We start from the raw sequence: 16,746 nt of genomic DNA, 5'->3' as shown, positions 1-16,746 counted from the left end.
GGACGGCTTCGCTCCAGCCCTCAGAATGCTGTCGTGGCCGAAGACGAGCAGAGCGACACAGCACCGCGTTCATTCCTGACGTGCGCGACGGAGGTGGCCCGGCTGCTGGGCGTCGAAGACGTCGCCGTGGAGCCGAACGACCGGCATGCCCGGCTCCTCGCCCACGCGGTGCGCAAGCCGCTTCTCGAACGCGCGAGTCTGCCCGAGGAGTTGTTCGCCCCGTTGATGGCGGCATCCGTGTACGACCCGGATCCCAGCTTCTGTCGCTGGTTCGTCGAACCGGCGGTCTACGCATTCGGACGCCGCCGCGCGATGGCGGCACTGGTCGACTACCTACGGACCGGCACGGATGCCGAGCGAGCCGGTGCCGTGCGGGCCTGGTACTGCGCCCATGTGCCTCTGCACGCCGACCGGTCCCCGGCGTACGGATCCGGTGGGGTACGTGATCCCGCGCTGGACGAGGTTCAGGACATCAAGGACGCATGGCTCGAGGCATGGTCTGCACGATCTGCTTGAACGCACCCTCGCATACGCCCAGGCCCATCCCGACCAACACATCCGTCGCTGGGCCGCCGCGGCAGACCACGACGCACCTGAGCCCGTCAGTCCAACAGGGCAGCTGTGAACACCTCGCGGTGAGCCGTCAGCCACCCCTCGATGCGGTCGGCGAGGATCCGCAGTCGCGACGGGGCGTCCGATCCTGCGGGAAAGTGAGCTGCCGCGGAGACGGGATCGAGCATGGGAACCCAGTAGCGGGCGGTCATGGCGACGTCCCACACCGCCCGGCCGGGGGCCGCCCTGTCGAAATCGATTAGGGCTGCGGCACGGCCGTCGCGGAAGACGACGTTCTCCGGGCAGACATCGTTGTGGCACAGCATCGTTCCCCCCTCCGGGTCGGCCAGGGACCGGGGCCACTCGGCGATGGCCGCACTGGCGTCGTGCAGGCGCCGCAGCAGACCGCCCACCGAACTCAACGCGGTCTCGGTCATCACCCAGCGCGGGAACGGCGGAGGATCGCGAACTGCCCCGGTGGCGGTACGGCGGGATCGAAGAGGGCGCAAGCCGTCAGCACCAGCACACGCACACGCGCAGCCGCCGTCGCAGCGTCGAAGTAGGCCAGGACTTCCGCGGCTTCCGGATGGCTGCGGACGTGGGCCCGCACCGACTCGCCGCTGCCGGTGCAGGGGAGCGTCAGGCGTAGCGGGTGATTGCCGAGGGTGGGCACGGTGAGGCGGGCCGCCGCGAACCGGTCGTCCCACGGCAGTGCGAGCGCCCCGACGCCGCCGCCGAAGCTCTCACCGAGCAGGCCGAGCCAGCCGTCGAAGGAGGGCACCAGTGCCAGGAGGGCGGTCGCGGCGCCCCGCAGGCCGGCCACGCAGTCGCCGAGGACATAGGTGTCACGGGATCCGATGCCGTGCAGGACGTGCCCGGCGGGATCGGAAGGGAGGCCCAGGCGCGGGCCGAGTTCCGGGAGCCTCGGCGCCGCCGGCGGGATCGGAAGGGAGATCCGAGCCCAGGCCGAGTTCCAGGGCCCGGCGCCGCCGGCAGGATCGCCGCCGATCCGGGAAGGGGCAGCGGCAGATCGGACCCCGCGTCGGCACGGCCGCCGTACCCGTGCCCGATGACGAAGCCATGGCGGGCGGGGCCGTCGATCGGTAGCACCAGCAAAGCCGCGCGGCGTCCGCCGAGGGTGTCGTAGGAGATCTCCTGGACCAGGCAGCCGTCGCCCGCTTCGAGGAACCGGCCGAGCCGGGGTCGCGGAGGTATGCCGTCGGCGGCTGCCTTGCACCCGCGCCAGAAGGTGTCGAAGTCCGGCGGTGCGTCCGGTGCGCCGATCTTCAGCAGGTTGTCGAGGGTGCGGCCGTGCGTGGGATCGAAGTCGAAAGGGTGGACGGGGAACGGCATGGGGCGACTGTAGGCAATCGCGTCAGGGCTGCCGCCCGATGGGTCGCGCGGAGGCTCGGGCAGCGGCGTCGATCACAGATGCTTTCCATGTGCATTGATCCGTTTTACGTTGCTGTCGCATCGATCGGGAGGGTGCGGTCGCGGTCGAACGGTGCCACGCGGGCCGTCCATCGGGTGTCGCGCTCGTTACCGGAGTGTGACCATGGCCCCTCTTGTCAGGCCCCGAACCGCTGCAAGAGAGTGATGTATGCGCTTACAGACAGCGCATACATCTGCACCAGAGCTCAAGGAGGAGCCCTCCATGAACCGCGCCGCCGCAACCGGGTCGCTCGCCCTCACCCTGGCGTCTGCGCTCACCCTCACCGCCTGTGGCGGCTCGGGTGGTGCGGGCGTGGCAGCCGATGCCAAGCAGACCCTGACCGTCTGGGCCATGGGCACGGAGGGGGAGAAGCTCGGCGACGTCGCCAAGGAGTACGAGAAGACGCACTCCAACATCACCGTGAAGGTCACGCCGATCGGCTGGGACGTCGCCCACCAGAAGCTGGTCGCCGCGGCCGCCGCCGGGAAACTGCCCGACGTGGTGCAGATGGGCGGGACCTACCTGGGCGAGTTCGCCGACATGGGCGTCCTGGAACCGGTCGACACCAAGACCTTCAAGGAGGGCGACTTCTTCCCGGCCGCCTGGCAGCAGGGCTCCTACGACGGCGAGACCTACGGCGTCCCCTGGTACGTCGACACGCGCGTGCTGTTCTACCGCACCGACCTCGCCGACAAGGCCGGCATCAAGAAGGCCCCGGCCACCATGGCCGAACTCCAGAGCGCGGCGCGGGCCTACCAGGAGAAGGCCGGCGCCAAGTGGGGTCTGTCCGTCCAGCCCCGCGGCCTGGACACGGTGCAGAGCTTCTACCCGTTCCTGTTCTCGGCGGGCGGCGCCATCGTCGACGACGACGGCAAGGCCGTGGTGAACTCTCCCTCCGCCGTCAAGGCGCTGGAGAACTACGGCAGCTTCTTCAAGAAGGGCCTCAGCGACAAGGGCGTCCAGCCCGGCTACGACGTGACCAAGGACTTCAACACCGGCTCCGTGGCCATGTTCTTCGGCGGCCCCTGGTTCACCGGCCTGCTCGACGACAACTACCCCGACCTCAAGGGCAAGTGGGCCATAGCCCCCGTACCCGCCGACCAGGCCTCCGTCTCCATGGCCGGCGGCTCCAGCCTCGCCGTCTCCGCCGACAGCGACCACAAGGCCGCGGCGAAGGAGTTCGTCTCCTACCTCACCGACGCCAAGGGACAGGCCGACTGGTTCGAGCGCACCAAGGACCTGCCCGCCAACAAGGCCGCCTGGGAGTCAGGCGACCTCGCCGACGACCCCGCCCTCCAGATCTGGCGCAAGCAGATGGACACCGCCAGGAGCACCCCCTCACAGCCCAAGCTGACCGAGATCACCTCCAAGGTCGACGCGGCCATCGAGTCGGTCACCCAGGGCAAGTCCACCGCGAAGGCCGCCCTGGACAAGGCCCAGTCCGAGATCGAAGGCCTCGTGCAGTAGGAGAGCGTGCCCCTGATGTCCCTCACGACAGGAACGGCCGCCCACGCCGCGGCCGTCGACAAGAGCCCCGAGCCCGGCACGCCCCCGCGCCGCGGCCGCCGCTCCCTGAACAGACACAACCTCACCGGATGGCTGTTCTCCACGCCCTTCCTGGTGCTGTTCGGCCTGTTCATGCTCTTCCCGATCGTCGCGACGCTCCTGATGAGCTTCACCGACTTCGGCGCCCGCCACGTCACCCGCCCCCTGGAGGCGGAGTTCGTCGGCCTGGACAACTACACCAAGCTCTTCCAGGACGACACCTTCCTCAAAGCGCTGTTCAACACCGCCTACTTCGTCGTGGTGGGCGTCCCCGCGACCATCGTCCTCGGGCTCCTCGCGGCGATCCTGCTGAACAACGGCATCGACCGGGCCCGCACGTTCTTCCGGATCGGCTTCTACGCCCCCGTCGTCACGACCATCGTCGCCGTGGCCATCGTCTGGCGGTTCGTGCTCGACCCCTCCGACGGCCTCATCACCTCCCTCGCCTCCGAGGTCGGCCTGAGCGCACCCGACTTCCTGGGCTCGGAGACCTGGGCCATGCCGTCCCTGATCGCGATGGCCGTGTGGCGCAACCTCGGCACGGTCATGGTGCTGTGCATCGCGGGCCTCCAGGCCATCCCCACGGAGGTCCGCGAGGCCGCCCGCCTCGACGGCGCCGGAGCCTGGCAGGAACTGCGCCGCATCACCGTCCCCCTGCTGCGGCCCACCCTGCTCTACGCCACCGTCATCACCTCCATCGGCTACCTCAACGTCTTCGAGGAACCGTTCGTGATGACCCAGGGCGGCCCGTCGGACTCCACCCTGACGGTCTCCCTCGACATGTACCGCGAGGGCTTCAACTTCTTCCACATGGGCTATGCCAGCGCCATGGCGTACGTCCTGTTCGTCGTGATCATGGGCATCACGGTGCTCCAGCTCCGCCTGCTGAAGGACAACACCCGATGACCGCCGAGACAGCCGTGAAGGCACCTCGCCCGCGCCGGACCGGACGCGTGCGCAAGTCGCTGCTCTACACCGTCGCCTCGGTGGGGCTGCTGGTCATGGCCGCCCCGTTCCTGTGGATGGCGCTGTCGGCGTTCAAGACCCGGCAGGACCTCACCGCGAGCCCGCCCGTGTGGATCCCCACGACCTGGACGCTGGACAACTTCAGTGCCCTGCTCGACCAGCTCGACATGCCGCGGTACTTCCTCAACTCGCTGATCGTGGCCGTCCTCGTGACCGCCAGCAACCTGCTGTTCTGCTCGATGCTCGGCTACGCGCTGGCAAAACTCGACTTCTCCGGCCGCTCCAAGGTCTTCGGCCTGGTCCTGGCCGCGCTGATGGTCCCCGGCAACCTCATGATCCTTCCGCTGTACGTGCTGATGAACGGCATGGGCCTGATCGACACCTACGCCGGTCTCGTGCTGCCGTTCGCCGCGGGCGCCTTCGGGGTGTTCCTCATGCGGCAGTTCATGCTCCAGGTCCCCGACGAACTTCTGGAGGCGGCCCGCCTCGACGGGGCGGGGGAGTGGTACATCTTCTGGCGGATCGTGCTGCCCCTGGTCAAGCCGGCCCTCGCCACACTGACGATCTTCGCGTTCCTCGGCTCCTGGAACAACTTCATCTGGCCTCTGATCGCCACCAACGACCCTGACAAGTACACCCTGCCGGTGGCGCTGGCGACCTTCGCCAACGATCCGAACCGGACGGTCGCCGGCGGCAACGGCATGCTGATGGCCGGCTCCCTGCTCGTGGTCCTGCCGGTCCTGCTGGTCTTCGCCGTCCTGCAACGGCACTTCACCCAGGGCATCGCCACCGCCGGCATCAAGTAGCCCCCTCCGCCACCACGTCGCCCACCCCGGCGCTCGCCCTCACCGCCCCGGGGCCGGGCCGCCATGCCCACACCCCCCACCCCCTACCGGAAAGACAGCGACACAAGATGACGCACCGCACCGCCATTCCCTTCCCCGACGGCTTCCTGTGGGGCGCCTCCACCGCCGGCCACCAGATCGAGGGGAACAACGTCAACAGCGACTGGTGGCGCAAGGAGCACGACCCGGCGGCCGGCATCGAGGAGCCCAGCCTGGACGCCTGCGACAGCTACCACCGCTGGGACGAGGACATGGACCTCCTCGCCGAACTCGGCTTCACCGACTACCGCTTCGGCATCGAGTGGTCCCGCATCGAACCGGTCCCCGGCACCTTCTCCCGCGCCGAGATCGCCCACTACCGACGCATGGTCGAAGGCGCCCTCGCCCGCGGACTGCGCCCCATGGTCACCCTGCACCACTTCACCGTCCCGCAGTGGTTCGAGGACCTCGGCGGCTGGACCGCCGACGGCGCCGTCGACCACTTCGTCCGCTACGTCGAGCACTGCGCGCCGATCATCGCCGACGGTGTGCCGTACGTGTGCACCATCAACGAGCCCAACATGATCGCCGTGATGGCCGGTGCCGCGAAGGCCGGCGACCAGGGCTTCCCGCCGGCCGGCCTGCCGACCCCGGACGAGGAGACCACCCACGCGGTCATCGCCGCGCACCACGCGGCCGTGAAGGCCCTGCGCGGCAAGCACCCCGACATCAAGGTCGGCTGGACCGTCGCCAACCAGGTCTACCAGGCACTGCCCGGCGCCGAGCGGGTCACCGCCGACTACCGTCACCCGCGCGAGGACGTCTTCATCGAGGCCGCCCGCGGCGACGACTGGATCGGCGTCCAGTCCTACACCCGCACCAAGATCGGCGCCGACGGCCCGATCCCCGCCCCCGAGGACGCCGAACGCACCCTCACACAGTGGGAGTACTACCCGGCCGCGGTCGGCCACGCGCTGCGCCACACCGCCGACGTCATCGGCGACGACACCCCGCTGATCGTCACCGAGAACGGCATCGCCACCGCCGACGACACCCGCCGCGTCGACTACTACGCCGGCGCCCTCGACGCCGTCGCCGCCTGCCTCGACGACGGCCTCAACGTTCGGGGCTACCTGGCCTGGAGCGCCCTGGACAACTACGAATGGGGCTCCTACCGGCCCACCTTCGGGCTCATCGCGGTCGACCCCGTCACCTTCGCCCGCATGGCCAAGCCCTCCGCGGAATGGCTGGGCAGCCTGGGCCGCGAGCGCACGCTGCCCCGCGCGGGCGCCTGAACCACCAACGGCTGACCCACCACGGACGGGCGAGGGCCGGCCGGCCCCTGACACCGGCCGGCCCCCGCCACACCCCCTCAGCAACTCCTCGGCACGACCCGGCACCACCGCACCACGGCACACGTATCCCGTCCGCCAGCACGAGGGAGCCAGATCAGATGAACCGCCGAAGCTTCCTGACAGCCGCCGCCACCACCGCCGCGGCCGTCACCACCGCGACCCCGCTCACCGCACAGGCCGCCCCCGCGTCCCGCCCCGACTCCGAACGCCGCCTGCTGCGCGAGTGGTTCACCGCGACCCACCGCTCGATGGAGGCCATGACGACCGAACTCGGCCTGGCCGCCGACAAGATCGACGTCAGCGGCAGTGGCACACCGGTGCCCTCCGCGCAGACCTCGCCGACCAACATCGGCTGCGGCCTGTGGTCCACCGTCGCCGCCGCGGGTCTCGGCGTCATCTCCGGGACGACGATGCGCCGCCGCCTCGACCGCGCGCTGAGCGCCGTCGAGCGACTGGAACGCGCCCACGGCTTCTGGTTCAACTGGTACGACGCCCACGACGGCTCCCTGCTGACGACCTGGCCCGAGACGGGCGACCCGATACGTCCCTTCCTCTCCAGCGTCGACAACGCATGGCTGGTGACCGGCCTGCGCATCGCCGCACACGCCGACCCGTCCCTGCGCCCACGCGTCGCCGCACTCCTCGCCGACGCCGACTGGTCGTACTACTACACGCCCTACGACCCGGCGGACCCCGTCGCCGGGCCGGGCCAGCTGCGCGGAGGCTTCTGGCCGGACAAGCCCGGCAAGGGCGAGCCCACCGGCCACCACTACGGCGCCCTCAACACCGAGCCCCGGATGGCCAGTTACCTCGGCATCGCCGACGGCTCGCTGCCCACCGACCACTACTGGCACCTGCTGCGCACCCTGCTCCCGGGGGCGGGCCAGGAACAGCAACCACTGGGCGCGTACGTCGACATCGACGGCGTACGCGTCTGGGAGGGCCACTACACCTACAGAGGCCGCGACCTCGTCCCCACCTGGGGCGGCTCGATGTTCGAGGCGCTGATGGTCCCCCTCTTCGTGCCCGAGGCCGAGTGGTCCCCGCACTCCTGGGGCACCACGCACCAGCGCTACGTCCGCAGCCAGATCGAGCACGGCATGAAGGAGGCGGGATACGGCTACTGGGGCTTCTCCCCGGCCTCCATCCCCGACGGCGGCTACCGCGAGTACGGCGTCGACGCCATCGGCATGCAGGAGGACGGCTACAACTCACTCGGCGTCGTCACCCCGCACGCCAACTTCCTGGCCCTCCCTCAGGCTCCTGCCGAGGCCCTCGCCAACCTCCGCGGCCTCGCCCGCGCCTTCGACGCCTACGACGACCGCTACGGCTTCCGCGACTCGGTCGATGTCACCACGGGCCGCGTGAGCGACTACGTCCTGGCCCTCGACCAGGGCATGATCACCGCGGCCCTGGCCCAGCAGCTGCAGCCCGGCCTCCTCCAGGCCCCCTTCCGCACGGGCGGCTTCACCAGCCGGGTACGACCCCTGCTGCGCAAGGAGCAGTTCTCGATCTGATCCGATCGACTCGTGGGGGCTTACCGGTCGGCTTCCACTGCGGTTGCCACCGGGACCGGCTCCTCGATGACCTCGGGCAGGGCCTGTTCTGCCCAGATGACCTTGCCCTGGGGGGTGTAGCGGGTGCCCCAGCGCTCTGCCATCTGGGAGACCAGGAACAGGCCCCGGCCGCCCTCGTCCGTCGTCGCGGCGTAGCGCAGGTGGGGCGAGGTGCTGCTGCCGTCGGAGACCTCGCAGGTCAGGGTCCGGTCGCGGATCAGCCGTACATGGATCGGCTCGGCGCCGTAGCGGATGGCGTTGGTGATCAGCTCGCTGAGGATGAGTTCCATGGTGAAGCCGAGTTCGGCCAGGCCCCACGCCTCCAGCTTGTCGGACACTGCGTCGCGCATTCCCGCGACCGCCGCCGGGTCCGGCTGGACGTCCCAGTCGGCGATCCGGTCGGCCGGCAGTTGCCGCGTGCGGGCGACGAGCAGCGCGACGTCGTCCTTGGGGCGCTCGGGGAGCAGGCTGTCCAGCACGTACTTGCAGGTCTCCTCCGGCGGGCGCCGGGGGTGGCCGGTCAGCGCGTCGCGCAGCAGGTCCATGCCGACGTCCAGGTCACGCCTGCGGTCCTCGATGAGGCCGTCCGTGTAGAGGACCAGCTGGGTGCCCTCCTCGAGGCACAGCTCCGCGGTCTGGAACGGCATCCCACCGACGCCGAGGGGCGGACCGGCCGGCACGTCCGGGAAGGTGACGGTTCCGTCGGGCCGGACCAGCGCGGGCGCCAGATGCCCGGCACGCGCCATGACGTAGCGGCGCGTCACCGGGTCGTAGATCCCGTACAGGCAGGTCGCGCCCACGACGCCCGAGGCACTCGCCTCCGCCTCGTTCTGGTCGATACGGCCGACCAGGTCGTCCAGGTGGCCCAGCAACTCGTCCGGCGGCAGATCCAGCGCCGAGAAGTTGTGCACCGCGGTCCGCAGCCGGCCCATCGTGGCGGCCGCGTGGAGCCCGTGGCCGACCACGTCGCCGACGGCCAGTGCCACCCGGCTACCCGGCAGGGGAATCACGTCGAACCAGTCCCCGCCCACGCCCGACTGGGCGGGCAGATACCGATAGGCGATGTCCAGGGCGTTCTGCTCGGGCATGGCCTGCGGCAGCAGGCTGCGCTGGAGGGTGACCGCCATCGCGTGCTCGCGGGTGTAGCGGCGGGCGTTGTCGATGCTTATAGCGGCACGGGCCACCAGCTCCTCCGCCAGCGACAGGTCCTCCTCGTCGAAGCTCTCGTGATGGTGGCCGCGCCAGAAGTTGGCCATGCCCAGCACGACGCCCCGGGCCTGAATGGGGGCGGTGATCAGGGAATGGATGCCGTAGTCGATGATCGCCTTGGCGCGCTCCGGGTCCTGCACGCGCCAGGACGTGGCGCTCGGCAGGTTGCTCACCAGCTCGGAGCGTCCGCTGCCGTACCCGCGCGCCTGGGGCGTAGCCGGTTGATAGGCGAACAGCCGGCCCTGTTCGGACAGCGGATGATCGTCCCGGATGCCGCACACGGCCGCGCGTCGCATGTCCGCCGCCGTGGGCGCCGGCTCCTCGCCGTGCAGGACGGCGTCGGCCAGGTCGACGGTGACGAAGTCCGCGAACCGCGGAATGGGCACGCATGCCAATTCGTCGGCGGTGCGCAGCACGTCCAGGGTGGTGCCGACGCGCAGTCCGGCGTCGTACAGCAGCCTCAGCCGCTCCCGTGCGACCTCCGCCCTGCCGGTCACCGCCTGGAGCTCGGTGGAGTCGCGCAGCGTCACCACCGTTCCCTTGGGGCCGCCGTCACGGTCCGTGGGCCGCTGGTTGACCGCGAGGAGCCGTTCTCCGGAGAGGTGCACCTCGTCCGTGGCCTCACGGCCGGAGGCGAGCAGTTCCTTCGTCTCCGGATCGAGGCCCGGCAGATCGGGCACGAGCCGTCCCTCGACGTCGGGCGGCAGCTCCAGCAGCCGTCTGGCCTCGTCGTTCGCCAGCATCAGCCGACCGTCCGGGGCGACGATCAGTACACCTTCCCGTACGGAGTGGAGCACCGTGTCGTGGTGCTCGTACATCAAGGTCATCTCGTCCGGGGCCAGGCTGTGCGTCTGCCGTCGCAGGCGCCTGCCCACCAGTGCCGTCACTCCGGTGGACAGCACGAGGGCCGCGGCCCCGGCGCCCAGGATGATCGGCAGCTGCCGGTCCACCTGGCTCTCGACGTTCTTGACCTTCATCCCGGCCGAGACGAGCGCCACCACCTCGTCGTCGGTGTTCTTGATCGGGACCGTGGCCTGCACCTCACGGCCGAGCGGGCCGTTGACGCTCTCTACGTAGACCTTGCCTGCCAGCGACGGCCCGATCTCGCCCACGAACCGCTTCCCGATCCGGTCCGGCAAGGGGTGCGTGTACCGGATGCCCTCGGTGTTCATGACCACGATGAAGTCGACACCGGCAGCCCTGCGCGCCGCCTCCGTGAGCGGCTGGAGGATCTTGCTCGGGTCCGGGGTCTCCAGGGCCGCCAGGACACCCGGTGAGTGCGCGAACGTCTGGGCCACGGCAGTGGAGCGGTGCCTGGCCTCGGCGCTGGTGTCCCGCTCCGACTGGAGGACGAGGGCAATGACGGCGCAGGTCACCAGCAGCACCACCAGAGCCACCTGGAAGACCAGCACCTGCCCGGCCACGCTTCGCGTGCTCCTGTTGAACAGCCGTTTGACGGATAGGTGCCGAAAACGGGCGAATCGTTTCGCCATGCGACCTTTCTAGCATCGGTGATCCCGGGAGGCCAGGGCCCATTCACCGGATCCTTATCCGGCTGACCTCGGACATCTGTGCCCTCACGCCTGTCTGACCTCGGATCCCGGGGCCAGGTCGTTCGCCCCGGATGCCCGCGCGGGGCCGTTATTTCTCCGCGCTCGATACCTACTTAGGTCGATATGATGCATTTTGTGATCATGTCTGCACGGCACGGGCGCCGTCGCCCCGCCTACAGCGGCCGATGGGAAGCCGCCCGGCTGTCACCCGTGATCCTGGCCGTCCTCATCATCGGCCTGGCGTTCTCCACTCCCAGGGAGATCGCCATCAGCCGCCTGCTGCCGGCCGCGCCCGCCCTGGCCGCCGCGATGTGGCCCGTGTTCCCCACGATCGTGCTGGGGGCATTCTGCTTTCTGGCCATGATCATCCTCAGCTTCTTCTACACCGATCTGGGGACGCAGTACACGGCGGCCGCGATCATCGCCGTCACCCTCGCGGCCGCATACGGCAGCCATGTCCGACTCCAGCGGGAGGAGATCCTCTTCCATGTCCGACTGGTCGCCGACGCGGCCCAGAAAGTGCTGCTGCGCCCGCTCCCGCGCCGTATCGACGACGTCGAGATCGAGTCGCTGTATCTCGCCGCCCAGGAGCAGGCCAGGATCGGCGGCGACTTCTACGAGGCGATCGGCACACCGCACGGGATCAGACTGCTCATAGGCGACGTACGGGGCAAGGGTCTGTCCGCGGTGGGGGCGGCCTCGGCGGTGATCAGCTGCTTCAGGGAGGCCGCGTACGACGAGCCCGACCTCAGAGCGATCATCCATCGCCTGGAGACCACCATCACCCGCCACAGCGCCGCGTTTCCCGCCCATGACCAGCCCGAGCACTTCGCCACCGCCCTCCTCGCCGAGATCCCGCACGGCGGCGGCCGCGTCCGCATTCTCAACTGCGGGCACCCGCCGCCACTGATCGCGCACGGCGGGAAGGTCCGGGTCCTGGAACCCACCGTCGCCTCCGCGCCCCTCAACCTCGCGGCGCTCATCGGCGACCGCTACTGGGTCGACGTCGTCGCCTTCGCCCCGGGGGACCGATTGCTGCTCTACACGGACGGTGTGTCGGAGACCCGGAACCACGACGGCCAGTTCTTCCCGCTGGCGGAATGGATGCGCCGGCAGGACCTTGAGCAGCCGCGCGAGCTGCTCGATCAGCTGCACGGGGACCTGCTCCGGCACAGCGGCGGACGGCTCGACGACGACATCGCGGCACTCGCGCTGAGGTGCGCCGGCGTGCCGGAACGGGGAGCCGTGGGCGTGGAGGGCTGAGAACGGGAGTACCTCCCGAATTCCCTGCCCCACGGCCGGACGGGTGGATAGGGTCCCACTGTGCGTTGATCTTCCGTGCGGCTGCCCTGTGCCGCCGCAGACGGTGCGGGGCGCGTCCCGAAGTACGGGGCCGCCCCCGGTAGCCATGCCTGCCCGTCACTCCCACTCCACCGGAGATCCGCACAGTGACAGCTCAGCCTTTTACCTACGACGCGTTCGTCGAGCTCGCCACCGCTGATCCGGCCGTCGTCGGCCTCGTCCTCAAAGGCTCCCGAGCCCACGAGGGCATGATCACCCGGCACTCGGACCACGACCTGTACGTGATCCTCGCCGACGACGCGACGACCGGTCTCACCCGCTTCGCGGGCCACCGCACCGCGGAACTCGATCTCGTCATCGTCTCCCTCACCGAGTTCCGCGCAGCGGGGATGCCCGGCTTCGAACGCTACGCCCTGGCCCGCGCCCAGGTCGTGCTCGACCGGCTCGACGGAGACATCGCCCGGATCCTCGCCGACAAGGCCCGACTGAGCGCCGAGGAGGCGTCCCGGGACTCCGGCGCCTGGCTCGACGCCTACGCCAACTCCCTCTACCGCTCCATCAAGAACGACCGGGACGGCCACACCCTCGCCGCTCGCCTCGACGCCGCCGACAGCATCGGATCCCTCCTGGAACTGCTCTTCGCTCTCGACCGTCGCCCTCGCCCCTACAACAAGTACCTGACCTGGGAACTCGCCCGACACCCGCTGCCTGGATGGGACACGTACGAACTGCTCCGCGCCCTGGACCGCATCTCGGCAACAGGCAACGTGGACGATCAACGCCGCCTCTTCGCTCTCGTCGAGACGGCGGCCCGGCAGGCAGGACACGGCGAGGTCCTCGACGCGTGGTGCGAGGACCTCGACCTCATACGACCGCGACAGGGCGGTCGCGTACCGACGTGGACATGGCATGGGGACGGTCCCCATGCCATGTGCCGGTGATCAGCGCTGGTGTTCGTCGAGGTCGCTGTCCGGGACCCAGGAGCCGTGGATCCCGGCGGTCACCCGGCGGGGCAGATGGACGGTCGCGATCCGGTCGAGACCCGAGGCGTCGAGGACCAGAAGCTGCGAGGCGTCCTGTTTGAGGTCTGAGACGACGGTGAGCAGGTATCCGTCGTCCTCCCGGGTCGCCGAGGCGGCAGGCACGAAGACGGCCTCGCTGGGCATGCGCGCGTCGCCGATCTGCCGGATGCGACGGGCACCGGTGGTGCGGTCGTACTTGACCAGACCGTAGCCGCCGAGCCCGTTCTCGTCGGGGAAGGAGATGGCGTACTGGTAGCGGTTCTCGACACCCAGGTACGTCTCGTTGAGGGTGGGGAACTCCACCGGCAGGTCGTCGATGATCTGCTCGTCGACGGTCCCCGCGGCCAGGTCGACGACCCATCGCCGGGTGTAGGAGCGGGCGGTCGGCTCGCTCCCGCGCCCCGGCGCGCCGATCCACCAGTTCCAGGAGAGCCGGAAGCCCTCACGGTCCACGGTCGGGCCCTCCAGGACGATGCGCCCCTCGTCGTCCTCGTAGGCGTTGGCGACATGCAGCATGCTGCCCGGTTCGATGGAGAACCAGCGGATGTGCCGGGCTCCGTCGGCCCCGCGGGGCATGACGCCGATACGGGAAGGGTGCTCGTCGCTCCAGCCGTAGGGGATGCCGGAATGGTCGGTCGGGTCGAAGACGACGTTGCCCTCGACGAAGACCACATGACCGCGGGTGACGGCGAAATCGTGCTTGAGGGAGGAGGTCGCCCCGGGGACCTCGGCCTCGTGGACGATCTCGCCCTTGGCGTCGGCGACGTAGTGGATCAGGTACGGCGGCACGGGCGACGAGGCGAAGAAGTGGAGCTCTCCCGTGACCGGGTCCTCCTTGGGATGCGCGGTCATGGCGGTGCGCAGCTTGCCGTTGAAGTCGTAGGCGCCGACGGTCTGAAGGTCGGGGCCGAGCTCGAAGGGAAGGTTGGCCTCGCACAGCGCGAGCAGTCGTCCGGCGTGCTCGATGACGTGGGTGCCGGCGGTGCTGGCCGTCAGGTCCGGCCCGTGCTCGGTCAAGTAGGGGGCGCCGTCCAGGGCGGGGGTGTGCACCCAGCGGTTGCGGTACCACTCGGCACGTCCCTCGCGCAGCCGTATGCCGTGCACCATGCCGCTGCCCTTGAACCAGTGGGTGGGGGTGACGCCGGGCTTGGGATTGTGGCCGTTGCGGAGCAGCCGGCCGGTCAGCTCGGGCGGGAGGGTGCCCTCGACGGTGAGCTCGGTGGCGGTGACCTCGTCGGCGACAGGGGTGAAGTGGCCGCTCAGGTAGGGCTTGTTCGTAGTCATGGCGGAACCTCTTTCGAAGAGTGCGTGCGTGGGACGGGTTGTCAGATGGGTCGCCGGATCGTCAGGCGGACTGTTCGGCGCGCGCCTTGAGGGCGGAGAGCCAGTCGGAAAGGGACGTCTGAAGGGCCTGGCCGAGCTGCTCGGTCGCGGCCTCGACCGGGTCGCCGCTCCAGGACTCCTCGGTGTGCACGGTGACGTGGCCTTCGTTCTGCTCGAACATCCACACGTGGACGCCGGTGATGCCGGCGGCGGGACCGCCCCACGCGATCCGCTCGCCGGGGACCAGTTCGTGCACGGTGGACGTGATGTCCAGTCCGTGGGTACGCCAGCTGAAGGAACTGCCGGGCGCGAGCGGGCCGTTCAGGGTGGCCCGTTCGATGTCCGTGTTCCAGGTGGGCCAGGCGGGGATGTCGGTGTGCAGGTCCCAGACCGTGGCGAGTGGAGCGTCGATCTTGATGCTCAGTCGGACGATGACGGGCGCGGTGTCGTCGATGGTGGTCATGGCTTTGTCTCCTTGGGGTGCGTGGTGGTGGGTTGCGGTTGATCCATCGGCGCGGCCGGTTCAGCCGGTGCGGGTGGTCTGTTCGGTGTGCGGGCCGGCGGCCGGGCTTGCGGGGACGGTTTCGGGCCGGCGCTGCTACGGCGTGTGAGGAGCGGTGCGAGGAGTGCGGTGGCGGCGAGAATCGCGGCCGAGACGGTGAACGCGGCCCGATAGCCCGCCGTGAGCGCCTCCACCTGCGACTCACGGACGGCGGCGCGCGTGGTGACGGAGCCGGCGAGGGTCGCGAGGGCGGCCAGTCCGATCGCGCCGCCCACTTGGCGGGTGGTGTTCACCAGCCCTCCCGCCAGGCCCGCGTCCTGGGCCGGGACGCCTTCCACGGCGAGTCCGGTCAGCTGGACGAAGGCGATGCTCAGGCCGATCCCGACGACGACGCTCGGGCCGAGGACGTCCACGACATAGCTCCCGTCGGCCCTGATCTGTGACAGCCACAGCAGCCCGGCGGCCTCGACGAGCAGGGCTCCGGTCACCGTCGCGGTGGCCCCGAGACGCCGGGACAGATGCGGGGCCAGGGTGGATCCGAGCATGTTGGCCGCGGCGAGCGGGAGTTGACCCGCCCCCGTGGCCAGGGGGCTGGACCCGAGGATCTGCTGCTGGTAGAGCGGCAGGAAGAAGAACAGGGCGATCCATACGGACCCGAGCAGAGCCATCAGGAGGTTGCCCGCGGCGACCCGGCCCACGATGAACAGGCGGGGCGGCATCAGCGCGTTCGGCCGACGGAGCTCGATCACGACGAATGCGGCGAGGAGCGCGGCGGCAGCGGCGAGGGCACCGAGCACCCGGCCGTCCGTCCAGCCCGTGCCGCGTGCGTCGGTCAGTCCCCAGACCAGGCAGGTCAGGGCGAGGGTGACGGTGACGGTGCCCAGCAGGTCGAACCGTCCGGCTCCGCGGCCGGGCGTACGGGGCGTACCGGGAACCAGGCTCGCTACGGCGGCCAGGACGACGACCGTCCCCAGCGCGACGGAGTAGAAGATCCACTCCCAGCCCCATGCCTGGGTGAGGACCCCGCCCAGCAGTACGCCGCCGGCCCCACCCGCGCCGGAGACCGCGCCCCACACCCCGAGCGCTCTGCCGCGTCCGGCGCCGGACGAGAACAGATCCATGACCAGCGCGAGTGCGGCCGGGGCGATCGCGGCGGCACCGAGGCCCTGTACGGCGCGGGCCGCGATGAGAATCTCGGGAGAGGCGGCGGCTCCCGCTGCCGACGAGGCGGCCGCGAACAGCGCGAGGCCGACGGCCAGCACCCGGCGGCGCCCGAGCAGGTCGGCCGCTCGTCCGCCCGCCAGGAGCAGCGCTCCGAACGCGAGGGTGTAGGCGTTGACGACCCAGGTGGTGCCGCTGTCCGACAGACCGACGCCGGCCCGGATCTGCGGCAGCGCGACGTTCACGATCGACGTGGCGAGCATGACGGTGAACTGGGCCGCCGCCAGCACCGCGAGCACTGCGGACCGCCTGGGGGCGGGCGCTGTCCGACCGGGCTGTGTGCGTGGGAGGTTCATGGCGCACAGCCTCATGCGGGCCGGTGTCCACTATCCAGGCCCGTCAGGGGCGATGACTGTCCACTCCTGTCCGCAGCTGTCCACGCGA

The 16,746-nt window shown here is 70.1% G+C and carries 13 protein-coding genes and 1 pseudogene; 8 read left to right on the top strand and 6 right to left on the bottom strand.

Annotated elements, in window-relative coordinates; translation table 11 throughout:
• Positions 1-33: 33 nt before the first annotated feature.
• Positions 34-516 carry a hypothetical protein gene (locus tag PGH47_RS01510; protein ID WP_271661836.1) on the top strand — a complete coding sequence of 161 codons (483 nt, stop codon included), beginning with the start codon at positions 34-36 and terminating at the stop codon, positions 514-516.
• A gap of 86 nt (positions 517-602) precedes the next feature.
• Here the strand turns inward: PGH47_RS01510 and PGH47_RS01505 are convergent, their stop codons facing one another.
• Both PGH47_RS01505 and PGH47_RS43205 read right to left on the bottom strand, forming a co-directional pair.
• A complete protein-coding gene (locus PGH47_RS01505) occupies positions 603-1,184 on the bottom strand; it encodes an aminoglycoside phosphotransferase family protein (RefSeq protein ID WP_443048606.1) in 582 nt (193 codons plus the stop codon).
• Positions 1,070-1,375, bottom strand: a pseudogene (locus tag PGH47_RS43205) (acetylxylan esterase); the annotation flags it as partial. The pseudogene PGH47_RS43205 and the gene PGH47_RS01505, both read right to left, overlap by 115 nt.
• Positions 1,376-2,206: 831 nt before the next feature.
• Between PGH47_RS43205 and PGH47_RS01495 the strand changes: the two are divergent.
• From PGH47_RS01495 to PGH47_RS01475, 5 genes are all read left to right on the top strand, one after another.
• Complete coding sequence (locus tag PGH47_RS01495) at positions 2,207-3,451, top strand: sugar ABC transporter substrate-binding protein (protein ID WP_271661835.1); 1,245 nt, start codon at positions 2,207-2,209, stop codon at positions 3,449-3,451.
• Positions 3,452-3,466: 15 nt separating this feature from the next.
• Positions 3,467-4,435 carry a carbohydrate ABC transporter permease gene (locus PGH47_RS01490; protein ID WP_271661834.1) on the top strand — a complete coding sequence of 323 codons (969 nt, stop codon included), beginning with the start codon at positions 3,467-3,469 and terminating at the stop codon, positions 4,433-4,435.
• Positions 4,432-5,301 carry a carbohydrate ABC transporter permease gene (locus PGH47_RS01485; RefSeq protein ID WP_271661833.1) on the top strand — a complete coding sequence of 290 codons (870 nt, stop codon included), beginning with the start codon at positions 4,432-4,434 and terminating at the stop codon, positions 5,299-5,301. The genes PGH47_RS01490 and PGH47_RS01485 overlap by 4 nt, the downstream gene beginning before the upstream one ends.
• Before the next feature lie 107 nt (positions 5,302-5,408).
• Entirely contained in the window at positions 5,409-6,614 is a 1,206-nt protein-coding gene (locus tag PGH47_RS01480) for a glycoside hydrolase family 1 protein (RefSeq protein ID WP_271661832.1), read from the top strand.
• Positions 6,615-6,772: 158 nt separating this feature from the next.
• The gene (locus PGH47_RS01475; protein WP_271661831.1) at positions 6,773-8,191 is read left to right on the top strand and encodes a glucoamylase family protein; all 1,419 of its coding nucleotides are present in this window, start codon (positions 6,773-6,775) and stop codon (positions 8,189-8,191) included.
• A 20-nt stretch (positions 8,192-8,211) separates the two neighbouring features.
• Here the strand turns inward: PGH47_RS01475 and PGH47_RS01470 are convergent, their stop codons facing one another.
• Positions 8,212-10,932: a SpoIIE family protein phosphatase gene (locus PGH47_RS01470; RefSeq protein ID WP_271661830.1), complete on the bottom strand. Its 2,721-nt coding sequence runs from the start codon at positions 10,930-10,932 to the stop codon at positions 8,212-8,214.
• Positions 10,933-11,133: 201 nt separating this feature from the next.
• Here PGH47_RS01470 and PGH47_RS01465 point away from each other — a divergent pair, with 201 nt between their 5' ends.
• Together PGH47_RS01465 and PGH47_RS01460 are read left to right on the top strand one after the other, a co-directional pair.
• Positions 11,134-12,255, top strand: a complete 1,122-nt coding sequence (locus tag PGH47_RS01465) for a PP2C family protein-serine/threonine phosphatase (protein ID WP_271661829.1) — start codon at positions 11,134-11,136, stop codon at positions 12,253-12,255.
• Between the two features lie 185 nt (positions 12,256-12,440).
• Positions 12,441-13,235, top strand: a complete 795-nt coding sequence (locus tag PGH47_RS01460) for a hypothetical protein (protein ID WP_271661828.1) — start codon at positions 12,441-12,443, stop codon at positions 13,233-13,235.
• Here the strand turns inward: PGH47_RS01460 and PGH47_RS01455 are convergent, their stop codons facing one another.
• The 3 genes from PGH47_RS01455 to PGH47_RS01445 form a co-directional block, all read right to left on the bottom strand.
• Entirely contained in the window at positions 13,236-14,600 is a 1,365-nt protein-coding gene (locus PGH47_RS01455; protein ID WP_271661827.1) for a carotenoid oxygenase family protein, read from the bottom strand.
• A gap of 61 nt (positions 14,601-14,661) precedes the next feature.
• Entirely contained in the window at positions 14,662-15,102 is a 441-nt protein-coding gene (locus tag PGH47_RS01450) for an SRPBCC family protein (RefSeq protein ID WP_271661826.1), read from the bottom strand.
• A complete protein-coding gene (locus PGH47_RS01445; RefSeq protein ID WP_271661825.1) occupies positions 15,099-16,658 on the bottom strand; it encodes an MFS transporter in 1,560 nt (519 codons plus the stop codon). Before PGH47_RS01445 ends, PGH47_RS01450 begins: the two co-directional genes overlap by 4 nt.
• Between the last annotated feature and the right edge of the window lie 88 nt (positions 16,659-16,746).

The sequence above is a fragment of the Streptomyces sp. HUAS 31 genome (assembly GCF_028198125.1).
GTDB lineage: Bacteria > Actinomycetota > Actinomycetes > Streptomycetales > Streptomycetaceae > Streptomyces > Streptomyces chartreusis.
The sequence above is the reverse complement of the archived record's forward strand: the minus strand, read 5'-3'. Positions and strand labels throughout refer to the sequence as shown.